Genomic DNA, 16452 nt, shown 5'->3' with positions numbered 1-16452 from the left:
GAATTCGTCACAGGCAATCACTCTCGCATCCACCCCACCTGACCAGCACACCGGCCCCCACGACTCCACCACAAGATCGCCCGGACACTGCCTAGTCACAGCCCAGGAAGTCCAGGCCCGTGTCGTCGAGGAACCAGTAGCGGACCCGGCTGTCGCCGACGTCGTAGCGCGCCTTGACCACCTGCTGTACATGGCCGGCGTACTGGCCGGCTCCCACCGCCACGATGGTCGCGTCGGCTCCCTGGCGTGTGCGCAGCTTCTGGGTGAAGTCGCCTAGGCGCTGCGGTAGGCGGCCGCGAGGCTGCCGGGCGTCCGTGGCTCACCGGGGTTGACGGCGGTCGAGAAGTCGTTGGTGCCGAGGTTGACCACCACGACCCGGGGGCGCCAGGTGCCCGGGTTCTGCCACACGTCGCCAAACACGTGCAGCAGCGCACGGTCGTCGTAGGTCCGGTACGTGACGTCCGTCCGGCCTCCGTATCGGCACCGTCCGCGGTCGAGGCGTTGTCCACCTCGACGGCCCTGCCACTGCCCCGGTCGACCAGCGCGTACCACGCGTTCGTGTCCACAGTGGCCGCCTGCGCCGTCCCGGCGGGACAACGCCCTTCACGGGATGCCTCCTTCCCCGGGTGGCCGGCGCCGGGTCAAGGGCCAGAGCCGTCCTCCACCTTCTCGAAGAAGAACTCGTGCTTGAGGAAGGAGACGTCGTACTCGTGGCCGGGCTGGGGCGGCAGTAGTTGGGATGCCTGGAACAGGCGCCACCCGTCGTGGAGCGCGGCAAGCCCGGTGGCATAGGGCGGCTCGTCGCTGTCGCCGGTCGTCGGACGGGTACGGCCGGTCCCGTCGTAGCGGGACCAGCCCACCACGTCGGAGTCCAGCGCCGACGTTGCGAGATAGAGGACCAGAACCTGCTGCCTCATGCGTGACTCCTCAGGGCCGGCCGGTTGCCGACGCGTGTGACCCAGTACTCGACATCGAACGAGTCGTCACCGGTCAGGGCTCGCCACAGCAGTACCCGGTTGTAGATCTCCAGTCGGGCCGTGGCCTGCTCGTACCAGGGGAAGTACGTGTTGAGTTCCGTGGTCACCGCGGGGTCGTGCAGGTCGGAGAGGTCCCACAGACGCACCTGCGGCACGGTCGGGTTGAGGCGGATTTTGTACATGTAACGCCGGCCCGCGGTGTCGTTGCGGCGGCCACTGTGCCAGATGCCGTGGTGCACGAGGACGACCGTCCCCGCCGGGCAGGTCAGACGGGTCTGCCCCCTGAGGTTCTGGACCCGGCCGACGTCCGTCTCGTTGATCCTGCGCAGATGGCTTCCGGGCACACTGAGGGTGCCGCCCATCTCGGCGGTCACCTCGTGCGGGTAGTACATGAGCTGGATGTCGAACGCATCCGGCCGCACATCGATGATCGCGTCCCCGTGGAGCGGCTGCGCCTGTCCCTCGTGCGGCTCGCGCACATGAACCGCATGGTGGTCGACGGTCGGCTCGGGGCCGACCAGGCTCTCGACGGCGCCTGCCACGACCGGCAGGGCCAGCAGCTCGTGGACGAAGGTGTCCGGCGCGAACGCCGCGCCCAGCGGAGTGCCGTAGGACACTTCCGGCAGACCCTCGGTCAAGGCCGCGACGGCCCGTTCGTTGACCTCCTGCGGCACCACCCCGTCCAGGCGCAGAAATCCCTGCGCGACGAAGCGGGCCACCTGAGCCGATGTCAGGAGTTGTTTGCTGGTTGACATGCGATGAACGTATGCGCCCCGCGCGGATCGGTCGTGGGCTGGAATCGCCCAGTGCTGGTAGTTTTCCACCCTCGTGAAACACGTGACACTACGGCTCGACGAGTCACCCACCGTGGTCAACGCAGGCATCGGGGTGCATGGCGTCTCCACCGCCCACGACGTCTTCCGCTTGCCCGACCTGTGGCAGCTGCACCTCTACAACTACGAGGGTGCCCTGTCCCTCGGGCAGTCGGTCCACCCCATACGCCCCGGCCACGTCAGCCTGGTGCCGCCGAACACCGAGGTGCACTTTCACTACCGGGGCAGGTCGGAGCATCTCTACGTCCATCTACGGCTGCACGACGGCGGAACGGCGCGGGTGCTGCCGGTGATGCAGGACGCCGCCGCCGAGAGCACGCGCCTGGCCGATCTGCTCCGACACGCCGTGACGGCCATGCCGACTTGCCCCTGGCGAGCCACGGCCGAGGTCTGGACCGCTCTGTGGCGCATCGCCGAGTTGCCGAGGGGCGACGGAGCCGGGCGCCGCCACCCCTTCGTGGCCGCGGCACAGGCCTACGTCGAGGAACACCTGGCCGGCCCGTTGTCCGTACCGGACGTCGCACGTGCCGTCGGAATCTCCCACACGTACCTGACGCGAGTGTTCCGTGCGGAAACCGGCCTCACGGTCGTGTCGTACATCCGGCACCGACGCCTTCAACGCGCCCGCCACCTCCTGTTGTCCTCCACCCTGTCCATCACCGCCATCGCGGCGGCCGTGGGCATCGCCGATCTCCAGGCCTTCAACAAGGCCTGCCGCCGCGAACTCGGCGCGAGCCCGCGCGCCGTACGTGCGGCTACCCCTGCGGAGCCGGACGGCCCAGGACCGTGAGTGAGGCGGCGGGCAGCTCCCTCATGCCGGGCGAAGCACGTACGCGAAGCTGACCCTGACGGATCCCCGCGACCCAACGGCCCATGTCGTGCTTCCCGGCTCGTCCATGCCCATCGCCACGGACACTTTGCTCCGCCCTCGCCACCACCGGGCCGACGACGACCCCGCACCTCTCACGGCCCTGCCCTCGGAACAGCAGAGCAGCCGAGGCCGCCGGTCGGGTCCCCCTCCCAAGATCCGGACCGTACCCGGGCCAACGTTTGCCCGTGCCCTTCGCACAGCACATGTGCACTGTTCAGATCTCCTGGACACGTGGAACCGTGGCGCAGGCGGGCCGCCAGGGTGGGCGCGGCACGCGCTGGGGCCTCGTGAGGCGTCCTCACCCACGGGGCCATCGAGGCCGGCGCCGCCGGATTCGGGGAGCCGCGCGTCCTGGTGGCCTTCGCACTGTCCGTGGTGGCGGGGCCCGTGTTCCTCATCGCGCAGGCGCGCGCTGCGCACCCGATGGTGCCACCGGAGTTGCTGCGCTCACGCACGATGCGCATCGCGGCCGCCGCGGGCTTCGCCGTCAACGTCGGCTTCTACGGCATGATCTTCCTGTTCAGCCTCTACCTGCAGCAGAGCCGAGGGCTGTCCTCACTGGCCGCGGGCCATACCTTCGTGCCGATGACGGTGCTCACCGCGTTCATCAGCCGGGCTTCGGCCTGGATGGCCGTTAGATTCGGGCCTCGGGTGCCTGTCGTCACCGGGCTGCTCGTCATGTCCACGGGCCTCGCGGTGCTCAGTCTCAGCCCGGTGTCCGTGCCCGTAGGGACGCTGGTGGCGCTGATGGTCCCGGTCGGCGCCGGGGGCTCGCTCGCGCTGCCCTCGGTGACCGCCGTGCTCCTGGACCGGGTTCCGGCCGAGCGGGCGGGCACCGCCAGTGGCGTGCTGAACGCCTCCCGGCAACTCGGCGGCGCCCTGGCCGTCGCCGCATTCGGCGCCCTGGTCGCGAACGCGAGCAGCTTCCATGACGGCCTGCGCATCAGCCTCCTGACGGCCGCTTCCCTCGTCCTGCCGGCCACCGCGGCCAGCCTGCTGCTGCGGCCCGGCGTGCAGAATTGACGCCCCGTCAGAGAGTCCGTTGCGTGTGAACATTCACGAGCGGGCTCTGACGGATCTGCGCCGACGCATCATGGCGACACGGTGGCCCGACCGTCGCCGCCCGGCGACGGCTTCTCGGAACGCCGGCCGCCACCGGCTGGGACCCCGACCGCGTCGCGCGCGCCCGTGCCGTGCCGTGCCGTGCTGATGGAGCGGCTCGGGGTATCGGCGGTACGTCTCCCGTGCCGTCCGGTCTGAGCGCAGACGGGAAAGCCGCGTACAGCAGACTCGCTGCCTGGATGTACGACAAGTTCGGCGTCTGGACCTACAGCGGCGGCCATCCCGAGCGCGTGCTGACCGTGGACGAGTTGCTCGACGGCATCACGCTCTGCCGGTTCACGGTGGGTCACGAACACGGCGGTCTCCTTCTCGCGTCCGTACCGGGAGAACAACGCCGGGAACTTCGACGCCGTGTCGGCGTCCGTCCCGGACGCCCTCATGGTGTTTCCCGGCGAGATCCAGCAGGCGCTGCGGAGTTGGGCATCACGCGCCCACCACAAACGGTTCCACTACCACCAGGTGGGCAACGGCGGCCACATCGCCTGCGACGGACGCGTCATCGATGCTTCCGGGCGGTACACCGGTTCCCGGTCCCTTCGGTCCCTGATCACCGCGCACCCTGCCCCACCCGCACCGCATCAGGTGCAGGTGGGGACGGTTCCGACGGGCGGGGCGGTCAGTAGCGGGCGCCGACGGGGGCCGGGATGGCGTCGAGGTCGGCGAGGTCGGCCGCGGACAGTCGGACGTCGGCGCCGCCGGCGTTGTCGGCGAGGTACTTCGGGGTCTTGGTGCCGGGAATCGGGACGACGTGCTCGCCCTGGGCGACGAGCCAGGCGAGGGCGACCTGGGCGGGGGTGGCGCCGATGCGGTCGGCGACCTCGCGGACCTTGCCCGCGATGTCCAGGTTGGCGCGCAGGTTGTCCTGCTGGAAGCGGGGCAGACGCCGGCGCTGGTCGTTCTCCGGGAGTTCGTCGAAGGAGGAGAAGCGCCCCAGGAGGAAGCCGCGGCCCAGCGGCGAGTACGGCAGCAGGCCGATGCCGTGCGCCTCGCAGTAGGGCAGAACCTCGGCCTGGACGTCTCGCGTCCACAGCGAGAACTCGGACTGCACGGTGGTGACCGGGTGGATCGCCTCGGCGCGCCGGATCTGCTGCACGCTCACCTCGGACAGGCCGATGTGGCGGGCCTTGCCTGCGATGACGGCCTCGGCGAGGGCGCCCCAGGTCTCCTCGAGGGGTACTTCGGGGTCGACACGGTGGAGCTGGTAGAGGTCGATGTGGTCGGTGCGCAGACGGCGCAGGCTCGCGTCGATGGCGGCGCGGACATGTTCGGGCCGACCGTTGGGCCTCACCAGGGGGGCACCGCCGGGGCCACCGGTGGGGTCGATGCACTCCATGCCGACCTTGGTGGCGATGACCGCACGGTCGCGGTGACCGGCCAGGGCCCGGCCGACGAGCTCCTCGTTGGTGTAGGGGCCGTAGACGTCGGCGGTGTCGATCAGGGTCATGCCCAGGTCGAGGGCCTGGTGGATGACGGAGACGGAAGTGGCCTCGTCGCGCGGGGTGGCCATGTCGTAGGCGAAGCTCATCCCCATGGCGCCCAGGCCGATGACGCCGGCCTTCGGTCCGTGGTTGCCCAGAGTGGTGGTGCGCATGCTGTGCTCTGCCTTCGTACGGAACGGCAGGCTGCCGTGTCGCAGCCCGTGGACGTAATGCCGCTGGAGCGTCGTGTCCCGGCGGCTCCTCCACCGTCGCGTTCCCGGGCAACGTGTGGCAGGCCGGAGGGTGCCGGGGAGCGGCGTTCCAGGGAGTAGCACGGCCCCCCACGGCCGCCTGACACGGGCATCGCGACTGGCACACTGGGCGTATGAGCCCTGACCAGCACAGCAACGACCTGGCGGGGTTCCTGCGCGCCCGCCGCACCCAGATCACCCCCGAGCAGGCCGGCCTTCCCACCGGCCCGGGGCTGCGCCGCACCCCGGGGCTGCGCCGCGAGGAACTCGCCACCCTCGCCGGAGTCAGCATCGACTACTACACCCGGCTCGAACGCGGCAGGGAGACGCGGCCCAGTCCCTCGGTCGTCGACTCCCTCGCCCGCGCGCTGCAGTTGCAGGAGGAGGAGCACGAGCACCTGCACCGACTGGCCGCCCGGGCCGCCCGAACCGCCCCCGAGCCACCCACCGCGCCCAGCCGCACCGTCCGGCCGGGCGTCCGGCTGCTGCTGGAGAACCTGCGGCCGAGCCCCGCCTACGTCCTCAGCCGCACCTTGGACATACTCGCCGCCAACCCGGGCGGCCTGCACCTGTACGCGGGCATCGAAAACTGGCCGGCCAAGCAGCGCAACCTCGCCCGTTACTACTTCCTCCACCCCGCCGCCCGCGAGGTGTTCCCCGAGTGGGAGACCCGCATCCGCGGCTGCGTCGCCCGCCTGCGCGCACTGGCCGGCACCGACCCCGACGCCCCCGACCTCGCCCAGCTCGTCGGCGAACTCCTCCTCAAGAGCGCCGACTTCGCCCGCCTGTGGGAGCGTTACGACGTCCGCCCGCATCGCCCCGGCACCAAGCGCTTCCACCACCCCCAGGTCGGCGACGTCACCCTCGGCTACCAGGCCATGCAGCTCGAAGGCACCCCCGGCCACCGCCTCGTCGCCTACTACGCCGACCCCGGGACCCCCGACCACGACGCCATGCTCCTGCTCGACATGCTCGGCACGCAGCGCACCCCCGACCCAGCCCTCCGCGCCGACGCGCCCGCTCCTGACCAGCGCACCGAACCGGGACGGCACTGACACGGCCGGGGCCGCCGTCCGCACGCGCACGCGAGCGGGAGTGTGTTCCTCCCGCCACTGCTACCCGGTCATTTCAGGACCTCAAGAAGCCGGTCGGCGAGAACCGTCGCCGAGTGGGGGTTCTGGCCGGTGATCAGGTTGCGGTCCTCCACCATGTACGGCTCCCAGATCGGGCCGCGGCTGAAGTCGACGCCGACCTTTTCCGTCAGCTCCGTCTCCAGCAGCCACGGTGCCCGGGAGGCCAGGCCGACGCCTTCTTCCTCCTCGTCGGTGAAGCACGTGACCCGGTAGCCCTTGAACGGGGACTCGCCGTGGATCCTGGTGGCCAGCATCGAGGCCGGAGCGTGGCACACGATGGCGAGTGGCCTGCCCGAAGCCAACTGCGCCGTCAGCAGCCGGCCGGCGTCGGCGTCGAATGCCAGGTCGGACATCGGACCGTGGCCGCCGGGCAGGTACACCGCGTCGTAGTCCTCCAGGCGGACGTCCGACAGCTTGAGGGGCCGCCGCATCACCTCAGCGGAACGGATGATCTCCTCCAGCTCCAGGGCGCCCTCCTCGCCACCCGCCATCGACGGACGCAGGCTCATCATGTCGACGTTCGGGGTCACGCCGCCGGGTGTCGCGACCACGACGTCGTGTCCGGCCTCCGTGATCTTCTTGTACGGCATCGCGAACTCTTCCGCCCAATAACCCGTCGCATACCGGGTCCCGTCCTTGAGCACCCAGTACGTCGCCCCACTCACTATGAAGAGGACTCTCGCCATGGCACCTGACCTCCTAGTCCCCGGGAACCTCTCGAACGAGCCGGGAAATGCGTGGAATTCAGCTCGGACACATACTTGACCGGGCATGAGCGAGCTTCTTCCTCATTGCACGTCCAGCACTGCAGTCGGGCAACTCGGCGACGCCCCGGGCCCGGCCGCACGCCGCGCACCGCGTCCGACCGACCCGCGTGCGACTCGGTGACCGCCATAGGTGACGTGACATGTGCCATCGGCCGGCGTGCGCCTTTGACACGGGTGAAATGGCAAACCAGCACTTTAGACGACCGGTCGGCTATTACTTCTGCGGCAGGAGACTCTCATGGGCAGGGCTTTTGGTCGACGACGTCGAACGGACCGTCGGCGCGATCGACGTGCTGATCAGCGACGCCGGGTACAGCCTGGAGGGCACCGTCGAGGAGACCGGCGTGGAGGACGCACGCCGGCAGTTCGAGGTCAACGTGTTCGGCAGCGTCGCCGTCATCAAGGCGGTCCTCCCCCATATGCGGGGCCGACGCCGCGGCCACATCTTCACCGTGTCCTCCATGGCGGGGCTGACGGCACTGCCCGGGGTGGCCTTCTACGGCGCGAGCAAGTTCGCGATGGAGGGCATCGCCGGTTCACTGGCCCAGGAGGTCGCCGGGTTCGGCATCCACGTGACCTCGCTGGCGCTCGGCCCTTCGGCACGGACTGGGCGGGCCGCTCCATGGTCCGTGTTCCGCGCACCGTACCGGACCACGACGAGGTGTTCGGCCCGATCCGTGCCGCCCGGCAGGCGAAGGACGGCAACCAGACGGGCGACCCGGCGCGCTCTGCGGAGGCCGTTCGCCGGGTCCTCGACAGTGACGAGCCGCCCGTCCATCTCGTGCTCGGCAGCGACGCCGTGCGTCTGGTGGAGCAGGGGCAGCGGCAACTGGCCGACGATCTGGCCGCCTGGTCCGACCTGTCGGCCTCTACCGGCTTCCGCGCCGGCGACTGACTTTCCCCGGCCCACAACGACACCCCCAGCAACGGCAAGAGGAGTTCCCATGGCCGCGCCCGCCTCCCCCGAGTCCCCGACCCCGGTGGATTTCTGGTTCGACCCCGTCTGCCCGTGGACCTGGCTGACGTCCCGTTGGATCCTCGACGTCGCCGACCAGCGCCCCGTGAAGGTGTCCTGGCACGTCATGAGCCTGTCCATCCTGAACGAGGACCGGCTGGACCAACTGCCCGAACGCATCCGCGTGCTGATGGGCGAGGCCTGGGCGCCGGTACGCGTCCTGACGGCTGCCCGCCTCCTCCACGGACCCGAGGCGCTGGAGCCGCTGTACACCGCCCTGGGGACCCGTTATCACCTGGAGCAGCAGCCGAAGAACCGGGCCACGCTGGAGGCGGCCCTGCAGGATGCGGGGCTGCCCACGGACCTGGCTGCCGCCGGGGACACGGATCGTTACGACGACGAGCTGCACGCGTCGCACGCCCGGGGCATCACCCTGGTCGGCCAGGACGTCGGCAGCCCGATCATCGCCGTCCCGGGCGCCGAACCGAGCGGCGATCCGGTCGCCTTCTTCGGACCCGTCGTGAACCCCGCCCCCAAGGGCGAGGACGCCGCCCGGCTCTGGGACGGCGTGATCGCCGTGGCCTCCGCGCCGAGCTTCTACGAGATCAAGCGCACCCGCACCGGCGGTCCAGACTTCAGCTGACGTGCGCCCCTCGGACTTCGGTGACGGCCGAAGTCCGAGGAGGGAGGGTCGGCCCCTGGGGGACCACGCACGACGAGCGCCGCCTCACCGCGGGGGATCCACGGCCGGGTGATGACGACGTGATCAACCCGATCCACCAGGGATCCCGAACACCGGCGTGAGCCTCGCCCGCGCCAGACCGTGGACCACGAGCCGGAAGCCGAGCCAGGCGGGGCTCGCCGTCGTCGTCACGTCGTCGAGGGTGGGGACGTCGAGTGCGTGAACGACGAACATGTACCGGTGAGGCTCCTCCCCCGGCGCTGGTGCGGCGCCGAGGAAACCGCGCCGGCCGGCGTCGTTGGTCAGCGTCCTCTCCCCGGCGGGCAGGTGTGTTCCGGCCGGGTCTCCCGCGCCGGCGGCGAGCTCGTTCACCGACGCGGGGATGTCGTGGACCGCCCAGTGCCAGAAACCGCTGACCGTCAGAGCATCCGGGTGCGGGAACGGCGGGGCCCACGCGAGCGACCGCGCGGCCACCCTGCCCCCATCGCCGACAGCGACGGGAAGCCCTCTCGGAGATGACACATGTGTCCCGTCCCCGAAGGTTCATTCAGGCCTCGGCGGCCGCCTTCGCCTCGGCCACGAGCCGGACGCGGCCGGACGCGGATCCGGCACTCGGGGTCGCCTGCCACGTCGGCAGGGTGTGCGGGAACTTGACGCGGAGCCCGAAGGCCGCCAGCGCCGCGGCCAGGACGATGCAGGAGGCCAGGAGCAGAGCCCGGTGGTAGCCATGGTGCAGGAGCGGAGTCGCCACCAGTGGCCCGAGGATCTGACCGACCGAGTACCCGGCGGTCAGCAGGGCGACGGCACGCGGGAACCGCAGATGCATCCCCGCCCCCAGGGCCAGGGTGCTCACGCCGATGAAGGTGGAGCCGAACAGCACCGCGGAGATCAGCGCGGGCGCCACTCCCCCCACCAGCGCGGGCAGGGCGATACCCACGGCCTGGACGGCGAGCGCGGTGAGCAGCAGGTCCGGCCGGGACCAGCGGCGCCCCAGGCCGGCCCACAGGGCGGCGGAGGGGATGGCCGCCACGCCCACCAGCACCCACGCGCCGCTGCCTATCCAGCCGGGCGAGGTCTGGTTGACGGCCGCGACGAGGAAGGTGCCGGCGATGATGTAGCCGATCCCCTCAAGCGTGTAGGACGCGAACAGGGCACCGAACCAGCGGTGGGTACGCGGCCCGGTCGACCCGGCCCGCGGTGCGGGTGCCGAGGGGGCCTGTTGGGGAGCCGGCTCGGGACGCAGTCCCCAGGCGCCGACGGTGAGCACCACGGCCAGCGCCGCCGAGGCCCACCACGCGGCCTGCCAGTTGCCGACCGTACGCAGCACGAGGACGAGCACGCCGGACAGCGCGATGCCCGCCCCGACTCCGCCGAAGGCCCAGCCGGGCAGGTGGGCCGGGTGCTCGCGCAGATGGCTGAGCAGGGAGCTGGCGGCGATCACGAAGATCATCGCGCTGAAGGCGCCCGCGCCCAGGCGCAGCAGCAGCCAGACGGTGGTGCTGTGCGTGAGCGCCATGGCGGCCAGTGTGGCGGCCAGTGCCAGCAGACAGCAGCGCAGTACCGCCGGGGAGCGCACCAGCCGGGGGACGAAGGTGCCGGCCAGCGCTCCGATCAGATAGCCCACGTAGTTCGCGGTCGCCAGGTTCGCTCCGGCGCCGGCCGACAGTCCGGCCTGGGCGTGCATCAGCGGAAGGATGGGGGTGTAGACGAAGCGGCCGACACCCATGCCCGTCGCCAGAGCGGCCGCGGCCTGCAGGACGTGAACCCACGGTGACCGCGGCACGCCCCTCGCGGCCGATGCCGTGTCTCGCAGGGGTACGGTGACCGCGTCGCGGCCGGTGCCGGGAACCGTGGAGCCGATGTTTCGCCTTCTTGCCATACAGACAGGCTGCGCAGGTCGGCCCGGGAAATCCACGACCCGTTTCCTCGCTGCTGCGAACCTCGGCCTCCCACCGACCAGGGCGGTCCCATGCTCCGCGGACACGCGTGCCGGACGACCGCTGCCGACAGGCCCGCGCGAAATAGTCGATCGGTCATATACTTTTGCCATGGGACGGACGAGTGATGCCAAGAACAAGATCCTCACCGCCGCTCGGTCACTGATCGAACAGCGGGGGTACTCGGCTCTTGGCGTCGCCGAGATCTGCAAGACGGCCGACGTGCCCAAGGGCAGTTTCTACTACTTCTTCGAGTCCAAGGAAACCCTGGCGCTCGCCGTGATCGACCAGCACTGGGCCGACGAGCGGCGCGAGTGGGAGTCCGCGCTGAGCGGCGACGCCGAGCCCATGCAGCGGCTGCGGCAGCTCTTCGAGTCCATGGAGACGCAGCAGCGCGTCGGCCAGGACGGTTGCGGATCGGTCCTCGGGTGCATGTTCGGGAATCTCTCCCTGGAGATGAGCAATCAGGCCGACGCCGTGCGCCGACGCCTGCAGGAGATCTTCGAGACCCAGGTGGATCTGGTCGCCGCGGTCGTGGCCGAGGCCCGGCAGCGGGGCGAGGTGACCGTGTCCGACGCCCGCGCCGTCGCCCGGTCCATGGTGGCGCTGACCGAGGGCCAGGTGCTCTTCGCCAAGCTGCACAACGACCCCGCTCAGCTCGGGACGCTCTGGCCGAACTGCCGCGCCCTGTTGGGCCTGCGGGACCAGCAGGTGCCGGCTCACGCCTGACTCGCCCGCGGCTCGGGCCGGGCGACGTGACGGCCGCCGTCGGCGGCGGGCAGCGCGGTGCTGAACAGCGCGGCCCAGCTGCGGCACGCGCGCGGGCCGGGCCGCACACCGGTCGGTCGGAGCAGCAGATGCGGTGGCACAGCGCCGGCTGCTCCCCGGCGGCCAGGCGCGGCATCACTTCGGGCAGTTCCTCGAACGCACTCTCGCCGGCGATCAGGGCGTCCAGGGCTGGGTCGGCGACCAGATCCGGGGCCAGGGCGAGCCGGTCGGCCTACGTCCGGTCGGCACGGGCCGGGGAGACGGTGCCGACCCGACTGCCCCGGATGGACAGCCGTCGGGAGTGGAAGGCCTCGCCGACCGGGAGCGTGCCGCGCCGGTCCCCGTAGCAGCTCAGTTCCACCACCGCGCCCTCGGGCCGCAGCAGTTCCAGGGCCCGGGCAAGGCCCTGCTCCGTGGCGCCGGCGTGCACCACGAGGTCGCAGTCGTCGTCCTCCTGAACGATCGGGAAAGCAGGCGTTCGACACGTATCAGGCGCTCCGGAGTGTCTCCAGCGACACGTATGTCGGCAGCCGATACGAGTCGTACGGGGAGTCCGAATGATCCGCAAGAAGTCGCGGCGTGCAGGGGCGGTGGACTGGACCTCGTTCATCAGGTGCTCCTCAAGAAGCAGGTGACGGTCGAGCGACAGGTGCGGGTCTGGCGCCGGCAGAAAACCCGCCAGCTCCGCGCAGTCCAGCGACTCCTCACGTGCCCCCGCGCCGTCGCGCCGCCCGGCACGCCGTGTCCTGCTGATCGGTGTCCCCGTCACCGCCGCCGCCCTGGCCGGCGCATTCGCCTTCACCGCGCTGACCGATTCCGCGGGCAGTGACCTGGGCACGGCCACCCACCCCGGTCCGGGCCCGACTCGCCGAAGGACGCGCCCGTACGCCGGGTTCGTCCCGAGGCGGGCCGCCCGGATGCCGTGCGCGCTTTCATACAGCCCACAGAAGCTCGGGCCGAGGCACGGAGCCCGGACCCGGGCGGGACGAGAGTCCGGGCGGGAACCGCCCCGCTGCGGCCGGGCCGGTGGGCCCGGACCCGTTCCGGCCTCCACCCCCTCAGGGAGTCAACCCTGCCTTCGCGCAAGCGGCCCGGAGCCCTGGTGTACAGATCTGGGCGAAGCTGTACACGCCGTCCTTGATGAGGGTCTGCTCGATGTTGGCGGTTGTCACGGCGACCGGGGTGAGGAGCACGGACGGGATGCCGCGGTTGGTGGGGCTGTCGGTCGTCGTCGTGGCGATGGTGTGCAGCTTCTCGCCGCGGCCCAGGGCGACGGCCATGGCGGCGGCTGCTTCGGCTTCCGCGTGGAAGGATTTGTACACCGTCATGAGCTGCTCGCCCTTGACGATGCGCTGCACAGCGTCGAGGTCGGCGTCCTGGCCGGTGACCGGTGGAAGGCGCCCGACGTGGGCGCTCTTGAGGGCGGAGATGACACCTGTGGCCATGGCGTCGTTGGCGGCCAGAACACCGTCGATCCGGCCCGGGCCCAGGGCCGAGATGGCGGCGGACATGTTGGCGTTCGCGTTGTTCGTGCTCCATCCCTGGGTGTCGTAGGAACGGCCGATCCGCACCTTGCCGTGCAGGACGGACAGCGCGCCCCGCTTGTACCACGCGGCGTTGGGGCTGGTCGGGTCGCCGTTCATCATGACGATGGTCCCGTCCCCGGGCGGGACGTGCATCGCCTTGAGGAGGGCCTGGCCCTGCAGCGTGCCGACCTTTACGCTGTCGAAGCTGACGTAGCCCGAGACCGGGCCGTCGGCGAGCCTGTCGTAGGCGACGACGGGGATGCCCGCGTTGTGCGCCTCCTGGACGGAGGAACGCTGCGCCCTGTTGTCGGTGGCGCCGAGGATGACGACCCTGACCCCCTTGGTGATCATGGCGGTCATCTGTTGCCGCTGGGCCGTCGAGTCGTCGTCGGCGTTGGCATAGGTGACGCGGCAGTGCGGGCAGAGCTGTTTCAGCTGTTGCTCGATGAGCGGCTTGTCGGAGCTCTCCCAGCGGGGCACCACCCGGCTCGGCAGCAGCAGGCCGACGGTGAAGCTGTCGGTGGTCGCTTCTCCGCCTGCCGTGCAGGCGGCCGAGGGCGCGGCCAGCAGTCCCGCGACAAGCGCGCCGACGACGTACGGCGCACGGGATGTCACACCCCGACTACGGCTCGTCATGATCGGTCCCCGTCCTTGCGCCCGGTTCGGCGCCCACCGAAGCCGGTTCCCGACGAGGTACGGCTATCTCGCTGCACACCTGCTTGCCCCCGGCCACCGGCACCGTGCCGAAGGACTCCGACATCGACTCGACCAGGAGCAGACCTCGGCCGCCGGTGGACTCCCAGTCCACGATCACCGGCTTGGCCGGCGCCCGCGGAGAGGAGTCGCTCACGCAGACACGCACCCGGTCCTCGCGGAGCACCAGGTCGAGACTGACCGGGCCCTGGGTGTGCACCAGGGCGTTGGTGACGAGTTCGGACACCACCAGCAGCACCGGGTCGGCGACTTCTTCGACCTTCCAGCGGCGCAGTGTGCGCGCGGTGAACCGGCGGGCGTGCATCACGGCGTCGGGCAGCCGCCACACCAGCCAGCCCGACCGGATCGGCCGGGTCTTCATGCCGTCGTAGCGCAGCAGCAACAGCGCCACGTCGTCCTCACGACGGCCGAAGTCGCCCAGCAGGTCGTCGGCCACCCGCCCGGGATCCGACGGGTCGGCCGCGGCGAGGGTGGCGCGCGTGCGGCGCATTCCCTCGTCCAGGGACAGGTCGGCGGCCTCGACCAGCCCGTCGGTGACGAGGGCGAGCATCGTTCCGGGCGCCAGTGCCACCGCGGTCATCGGGAACTCCGCCTCCATGGAGATGCCCAGCGGAAGGCCGCCCTCGACCTCGACCTCCTCGGTACTGCCGTCGGGATGGCGCAGCAACGGTGCGACGTGCCCGGCCCGGACGAACAGGATGTCGCCCTCGTCCATGTCCAGTTCGGCGTAGCAGCAGGTGGCGAAGAGATCCGTCTCCATGCCGACGAGCAGGCGGTTGGCGTGCGAGACGACCACATCGGGCGGGTGGCCCTCCACCGCGTACGCCCTGACCGCCGTACGCATCTGACCCATGATCGTCGCGGCCGCGGCACTGTGCCCCTGCACGTCGCCGATGACCAGCGCCACCCGGTCCTCGGAGAGGGCGATCACGTCGTACCAGTCGCCGCCCACCTCCAGTCCTCGCCGGGCCGGCAGGTAGCGGGCGACGGCGATCCCGCCGGGAAGCTCGGGCAGACGTCGCGGCAGCAGGCTGCGCTGCAGCATCGTCGCGAGTTCCTGTTCGGCGTCGTGGGCCTGGGCGCGAGAGAGGGCCTGGCCCGCCAGTGAGGCGGTGGCGGTCAGCAGCGAACGTTCCTCGGGGACGAACTCGTGCGGCCGGTCCCAACCGATCAGGCACACGCCGGCCACCCGGCCCCTGGCGGGCAGCGGCAGCACCGCGAGGCCTCCGGGGCCGATGCCGTCGAGTCCCGGTTCGAGGGCGGTGCCCGTCGGCCACAGGTCCATACGTCCGTCGCGCAGTGCCGTCTGCAGGGTGGGCAGGGCACTGAGGGGTGCGTCGGGCCACTCCGAACCACACGGGAGACGCCATGTCCGCGGCCAGACAGCGGGCTGCGGCGGGTCGAGCAGGGTGACCTGGAGCCGTTCGTCCTGCAGTTCGGCGAGTGCCACCCGGTCGGCGTTCAGGGGCCCACGCAGGGCCGTGATCACCACCCGGCTGACATCGCGCACGGTGGCGGTCCTGTCGAGCGCGGCGGTCAACCACTGGATCCGGGAGACGTCGTCGGCGTCCCGCTGCAGGACCGAGGTCGCCGTCACCACGCCCAGCACCTGCTCCGGCCGGTCGTCGGCACCTGCCGCCACTCGGCATTTCAGACTCAGCCAGCGCATCTCGCCGGTGGGGCGGCGGACACGGAAGTCCAGTTCCCGTCGGCCGAACGTCCGGGTGGACGGCTCCAGCACCGACATCAGCGCGTGCAGGTCTTCCGGCAGTGCGTGCGCGAGCAGGGAGTCGGCCTTGCCGTCGAAGTCGTCCGGTCTGATGCCGACCAGTTCGCACAGGGTCTCGTCCGCGTCGATCACGCCGGTTTCCGGCACCAGGACGAAGGAGCCGACGCGCATGCGGCGCAGTGCGGAACTCAAGGGTGCCGGCGGCGCCCCTCCCCCGGCCCCGCTCTGCAGCACCCCGGCGATCGCCTCGGCGTAGCGCTCCAGGAAGCGCTGCTGCTCGGCTTCGAAGCCGTTCTCACCGGCGCCCACGACGACGAGACAGCCGAGCCTGCCGCCCTCGGGCCCGAGGGGCAGCGCACCGAGGGATGTCCGGACCCGCAGCGGCGCCGGACATCCCTCGGGGTAGGAGGCGAGTGCCGCGGGGGTCAGCCACACGGGGTGGGGGCCGCGGAAGGCGCGGGCCGCGGGCGAGCCGCCGGACAGAGCCAGGCGTTCGGGCAGCCCGTACTCGGCGGGAGCGCATCCGGCCGTGTCCACCGACCGAAGGTCGTCGCAGCCCGCGCCGGGCACATAGAGCACCGCCAGCGCCACTCCGGCGAACGTCAGGGCGCGGACCCCCACGACGGGCTCCGGCTCCGGCGGTGAGCCGGTGTCCGCGGCGCCGGTCCCGACTGTCCCTGGCTGCGAGAGTCCGGCCTGGGCACTGCCGTGGTGAGGCATGTCCGCATCCACCTCCCGTCCGTGCCGGAGGGTGCCGACCCGCTGCCAC

The 16452-nt window shown here is 71.1% G+C and carries 16 protein-coding genes and 2 pseudogenes; 7 read left to right on the top strand and 11 right to left on the bottom strand.

Features of this window, described 5'->3' with window-relative positions:
- Window positions 1-91: 91 nt before the first annotated feature.
- The 4 genes from ACZ4UV_RS14045 to ACZ4UV_RS14030 form a co-directional block, all read right to left on the bottom strand.
- Entirely contained in the window at window positions 92-223 is a 132-nt protein-coding gene (locus ACZ4UV_RS14045; RefSeq protein WP_467837901.1) for a hypothetical protein, read from the bottom strand.
- 50 nt (window positions 224-273) lie between these two features.
- Window positions 274-420 carry a hypothetical protein gene (locus tag ACZ4UV_RS14040; protein WP_451015684.1) on the bottom strand — a complete coding sequence of 49 codons (147 nt, stop codon included), beginning with the start codon at window positions 418-420 and terminating at the stop codon, window positions 274-276.
- A gap of 221 nt (window positions 421-641) precedes the next feature.
- Window positions 642-917, bottom strand: a complete 276-nt coding sequence (locus tag ACZ4UV_RS14035; RefSeq protein ID WP_351485970.1) for a hypothetical protein — start codon at window positions 915-917, stop codon at window positions 642-644.
- Window positions 914-1732: a phytanoyl-CoA dioxygenase family protein gene (locus ACZ4UV_RS14030; protein WP_451015685.1), complete on the bottom strand. Its 819-nt coding sequence runs from the start codon at window positions 1730-1732 to the stop codon at window positions 914-916. The genes ACZ4UV_RS14035 and ACZ4UV_RS14030 overlap by 4 nt, the downstream gene beginning before the upstream one ends.
- A gap of 82 nt (window positions 1733-1814) precedes the next feature.
- Here ACZ4UV_RS14030 and ACZ4UV_RS14025 point away from each other — a divergent pair, with 82 nt between their 5' ends.
- Window positions 1815-2600: an AraC family transcriptional regulator gene (locus tag ACZ4UV_RS14025; RefSeq protein WP_467837960.1), complete on the top strand. Its 786-nt coding sequence runs from the start codon at window positions 1815-1817 to the stop codon at window positions 2598-2600.
- A 435-nt stretch (window positions 2601-3035) separates the two neighbouring features.
- Window positions 3036-3704, top strand: a complete 669-nt coding sequence (locus ACZ4UV_RS14020; protein ID WP_467837898.1) for an MFS transporter — start codon at window positions 3036-3038, stop codon at window positions 3702-3704.
- 715 nt (window positions 3705-4419) lie between these two features.
- Here the strand turns inward: ACZ4UV_RS14020 and ACZ4UV_RS14015 are convergent.
- Window positions 4420-5394 carry an aldo/keto reductase gene (locus ACZ4UV_RS14015; protein WP_451015687.1) on the bottom strand — a complete coding sequence of 325 codons (975 nt, stop codon included), beginning with the start codon at window positions 5392-5394 and terminating at the stop codon, window positions 4420-4422.
- A 212-nt stretch (window positions 5395-5606) separates the two neighbouring features.
- Here ACZ4UV_RS14015 and ACZ4UV_RS14010 point away from each other — a divergent pair, with 212 nt between their 5' ends.
- Complete coding sequence (locus ACZ4UV_RS14010) at window positions 5607-6527, top strand: helix-turn-helix transcriptional regulator (RefSeq protein WP_451015688.1); 921 nt, start codon at window positions 5607-5609, stop codon at window positions 6525-6527.
- Window positions 6528-6595: 68 nt separating this feature from the next.
- On the opposite strand, the gene ACZ4UV_RS14005 is transcribed toward ACZ4UV_RS14010, so the two are convergent.
- Window positions 6596-7291 (bottom strand): type 1 glutamine amidotransferase domain-containing protein, encoded by a 696-nt coding sequence (locus ACZ4UV_RS14005; protein ID WP_467837895.1) that lies wholly within the window; start codon window positions 7289-7291, stop codon window positions 6596-6598.
- 221 nt (window positions 7292-7512) lie between these two features.
- Here ACZ4UV_RS14005 and ACZ4UV_RS14000 point away from each other — a divergent pair.
- The 3 genes and pseudogenes from ACZ4UV_RS14000 to ACZ4UV_RS13990 all read left to right on the top strand — a co-directional run.
- Window positions 7513-7920, top strand: a pseudogene (locus ACZ4UV_RS14000) (SDR family NAD(P)-dependent oxidoreductase); the annotation flags it as partial.
- Between the two features lie 74 nt (window positions 7921-7994).
- Window positions 7995-8267: a Rossmann-fold NAD(P)-binding domain-containing protein gene (locus ACZ4UV_RS13995; protein ID WP_451015741.1), complete on the top strand. Its 273-nt coding sequence runs from the start codon at window positions 7995-7997 to the stop codon at window positions 8265-8267.
- Window positions 8268-8316: 49 nt separating this feature from the next.
- Window positions 8317-8970: a mycothiol-dependent nitroreductase Rv2466c family protein gene (locus ACZ4UV_RS13990; protein ID WP_451015734.1), complete on the top strand. Its 654-nt coding sequence runs from the start codon at window positions 8317-8319 to the stop codon at window positions 8968-8970.
- A gap of 123 nt (window positions 8971-9093) precedes the next feature.
- On the opposite strand, the gene ACZ4UV_RS13985 is transcribed toward ACZ4UV_RS13990, so the two are convergent.
- Both ACZ4UV_RS13985 and ACZ4UV_RS13980 read right to left on the bottom strand, forming a co-directional pair.
- Entirely contained in the window at window positions 9094-9483 is a 390-nt protein-coding gene (locus tag ACZ4UV_RS13985) for a YbhB/YbcL family Raf kinase inhibitor-like protein (RefSeq protein WP_467837893.1), read from the bottom strand.
- A 73-nt stretch (window positions 9484-9556) separates the two neighbouring features.
- Window positions 9557-10735: a YbfB/YjiJ family MFS transporter gene (locus ACZ4UV_RS13980; RefSeq protein WP_467837957.1), complete on the bottom strand. Its 1179-nt coding sequence runs from the start codon at window positions 10733-10735 to the stop codon at window positions 9557-9559.
- Between the two features lie 322 nt (window positions 10736-11057).
- On the opposite strand from ACZ4UV_RS13980, the gene ACZ4UV_RS13975 reads away from it, so the two are divergent.
- The gene (locus ACZ4UV_RS13975) at window positions 11058-11675 is read left to right on the top strand and encodes a TetR/AcrR family transcriptional regulator (RefSeq protein WP_451015690.1); all 618 of its coding nucleotides are present in this window, start codon (window positions 11058-11060) and stop codon (window positions 11673-11675) included.
- A gap of 127 nt (window positions 11676-11802) precedes the next feature.
- On the opposite strand, the pseudogene ACZ4UV_RS13970 reads toward ACZ4UV_RS13975, so the two are convergent.
- From ACZ4UV_RS13970 to ACZ4UV_RS13960, 3 genes and pseudogenes are all read right to left on the bottom strand, one after another.
- Window positions 11803-12159, bottom strand: a pseudogene (locus ACZ4UV_RS13970) (MDR/zinc-dependent alcohol dehydrogenase-like family protein); the annotation flags it as partial.
- A gap of 613 nt (window positions 12160-12772) precedes the next feature.
- The gene (locus ACZ4UV_RS13965) at window positions 12773-13876 is read right to left on the bottom strand and encodes a sugar ABC transporter substrate-binding protein (protein ID WP_451015691.1); all 1104 of its coding nucleotides are present in this window, start codon (window positions 13874-13876) and stop codon (window positions 12773-12775) included.
- The gene (locus ACZ4UV_RS13960; RefSeq protein ID WP_467837890.1) at window positions 13863-16403 is read right to left on the bottom strand and encodes a SpoIIE family protein phosphatase; all 2541 of its coding nucleotides are present in this window, start codon (window positions 16401-16403) and stop codon (window positions 13863-13865) included. The genes ACZ4UV_RS13965 and ACZ4UV_RS13960 overlap by 14 nt, the downstream gene beginning before the upstream one ends.
- Window positions 16404-16452: the final 49 nt, after the last annotated feature.

The organism is Streptomyces sp. NPDC028289 (assembly GCF_055565975.1).
The sequence above is the reverse complement of the archived record's forward strand: the minus strand, read 5'-3'. Positions and strand labels throughout refer to the sequence as shown.

Excerpts from the sequence above, each read along its gene's own strand:
- ACZ4UV_RS14010 (WP_451015688.1), top strand. The coding sequence starts at position 5,607 with ATGAGCCCTGACCAGCACAGCAACGACCTGGCGGGGTTCCTGCGCGCC.
- ACZ4UV_RS13980 (WP_467837957.1), bottom strand. The coding sequence starts at position 10,735 with ATGGGTGTCGGCCGCTTCGTCTACACCCCCATCCTTCCGCTGATGCAC.
- ACZ4UV_RS13965 (WP_451015691.1), bottom strand. The coding sequence starts at position 13,876 with ATGACGAGCCGTAGTCGGGGTGTGACATCCCGTGCGCCGTACGTCGTC.
- ACZ4UV_RS14030 (WP_451015685.1), bottom strand. The coding sequence starts at position 1,732 with ATGTCAACCAGCAAACAACTCCTGACATCGGCTCAGGTGGCCCGCTTC.
- ACZ4UV_RS14015 (WP_451015687.1), bottom strand. The coding sequence starts at position 5,394 with ATGCGCACCACCACTCTGGGCAACCACGGACCGAAGGCCGGCGTCATC.
- ACZ4UV_RS13960 (WP_467837890.1), bottom strand. The coding sequence starts at position 16,403 with ATGCCTCACCACGGCAGTGCCCAGGCCGGACTCTCGCAGCCAGGGACA.
- ACZ4UV_RS14005 (WP_467837895.1), bottom strand. The coding sequence starts at position 7,291 with ATGGCGAGAGTCCTCTTCATAGTGAGTGGGGCGACGTACTGGGTGCTC.
- ACZ4UV_RS14035 (WP_351485970.1), bottom strand. The coding sequence starts at position 917 with ATGAGGCAGCAGGTTCTGGTCCTCTATCTCGCAACGTCGGCGCTGGAC.
- ACZ4UV_RS13990 (WP_451015734.1), top strand. The coding sequence starts at position 8,317 with ATGGCCGCGCCCGCCTCCCCCGAGTCCCCGACCCCGGTGGATTTCTGG.
- ACZ4UV_RS13975 (WP_451015690.1), top strand. The coding sequence starts at position 11,058 with ATGGGACGGACGAGTGATGCCAAGAACAAGATCCTCACCGCCGCTCGG.
- ACZ4UV_RS13995 (WP_451015741.1), top strand. The coding sequence starts at position 7,995 with ATGGTCCGTGTTCCGCGCACCGTACCGGACCACGACGAGGTGTTCGGC.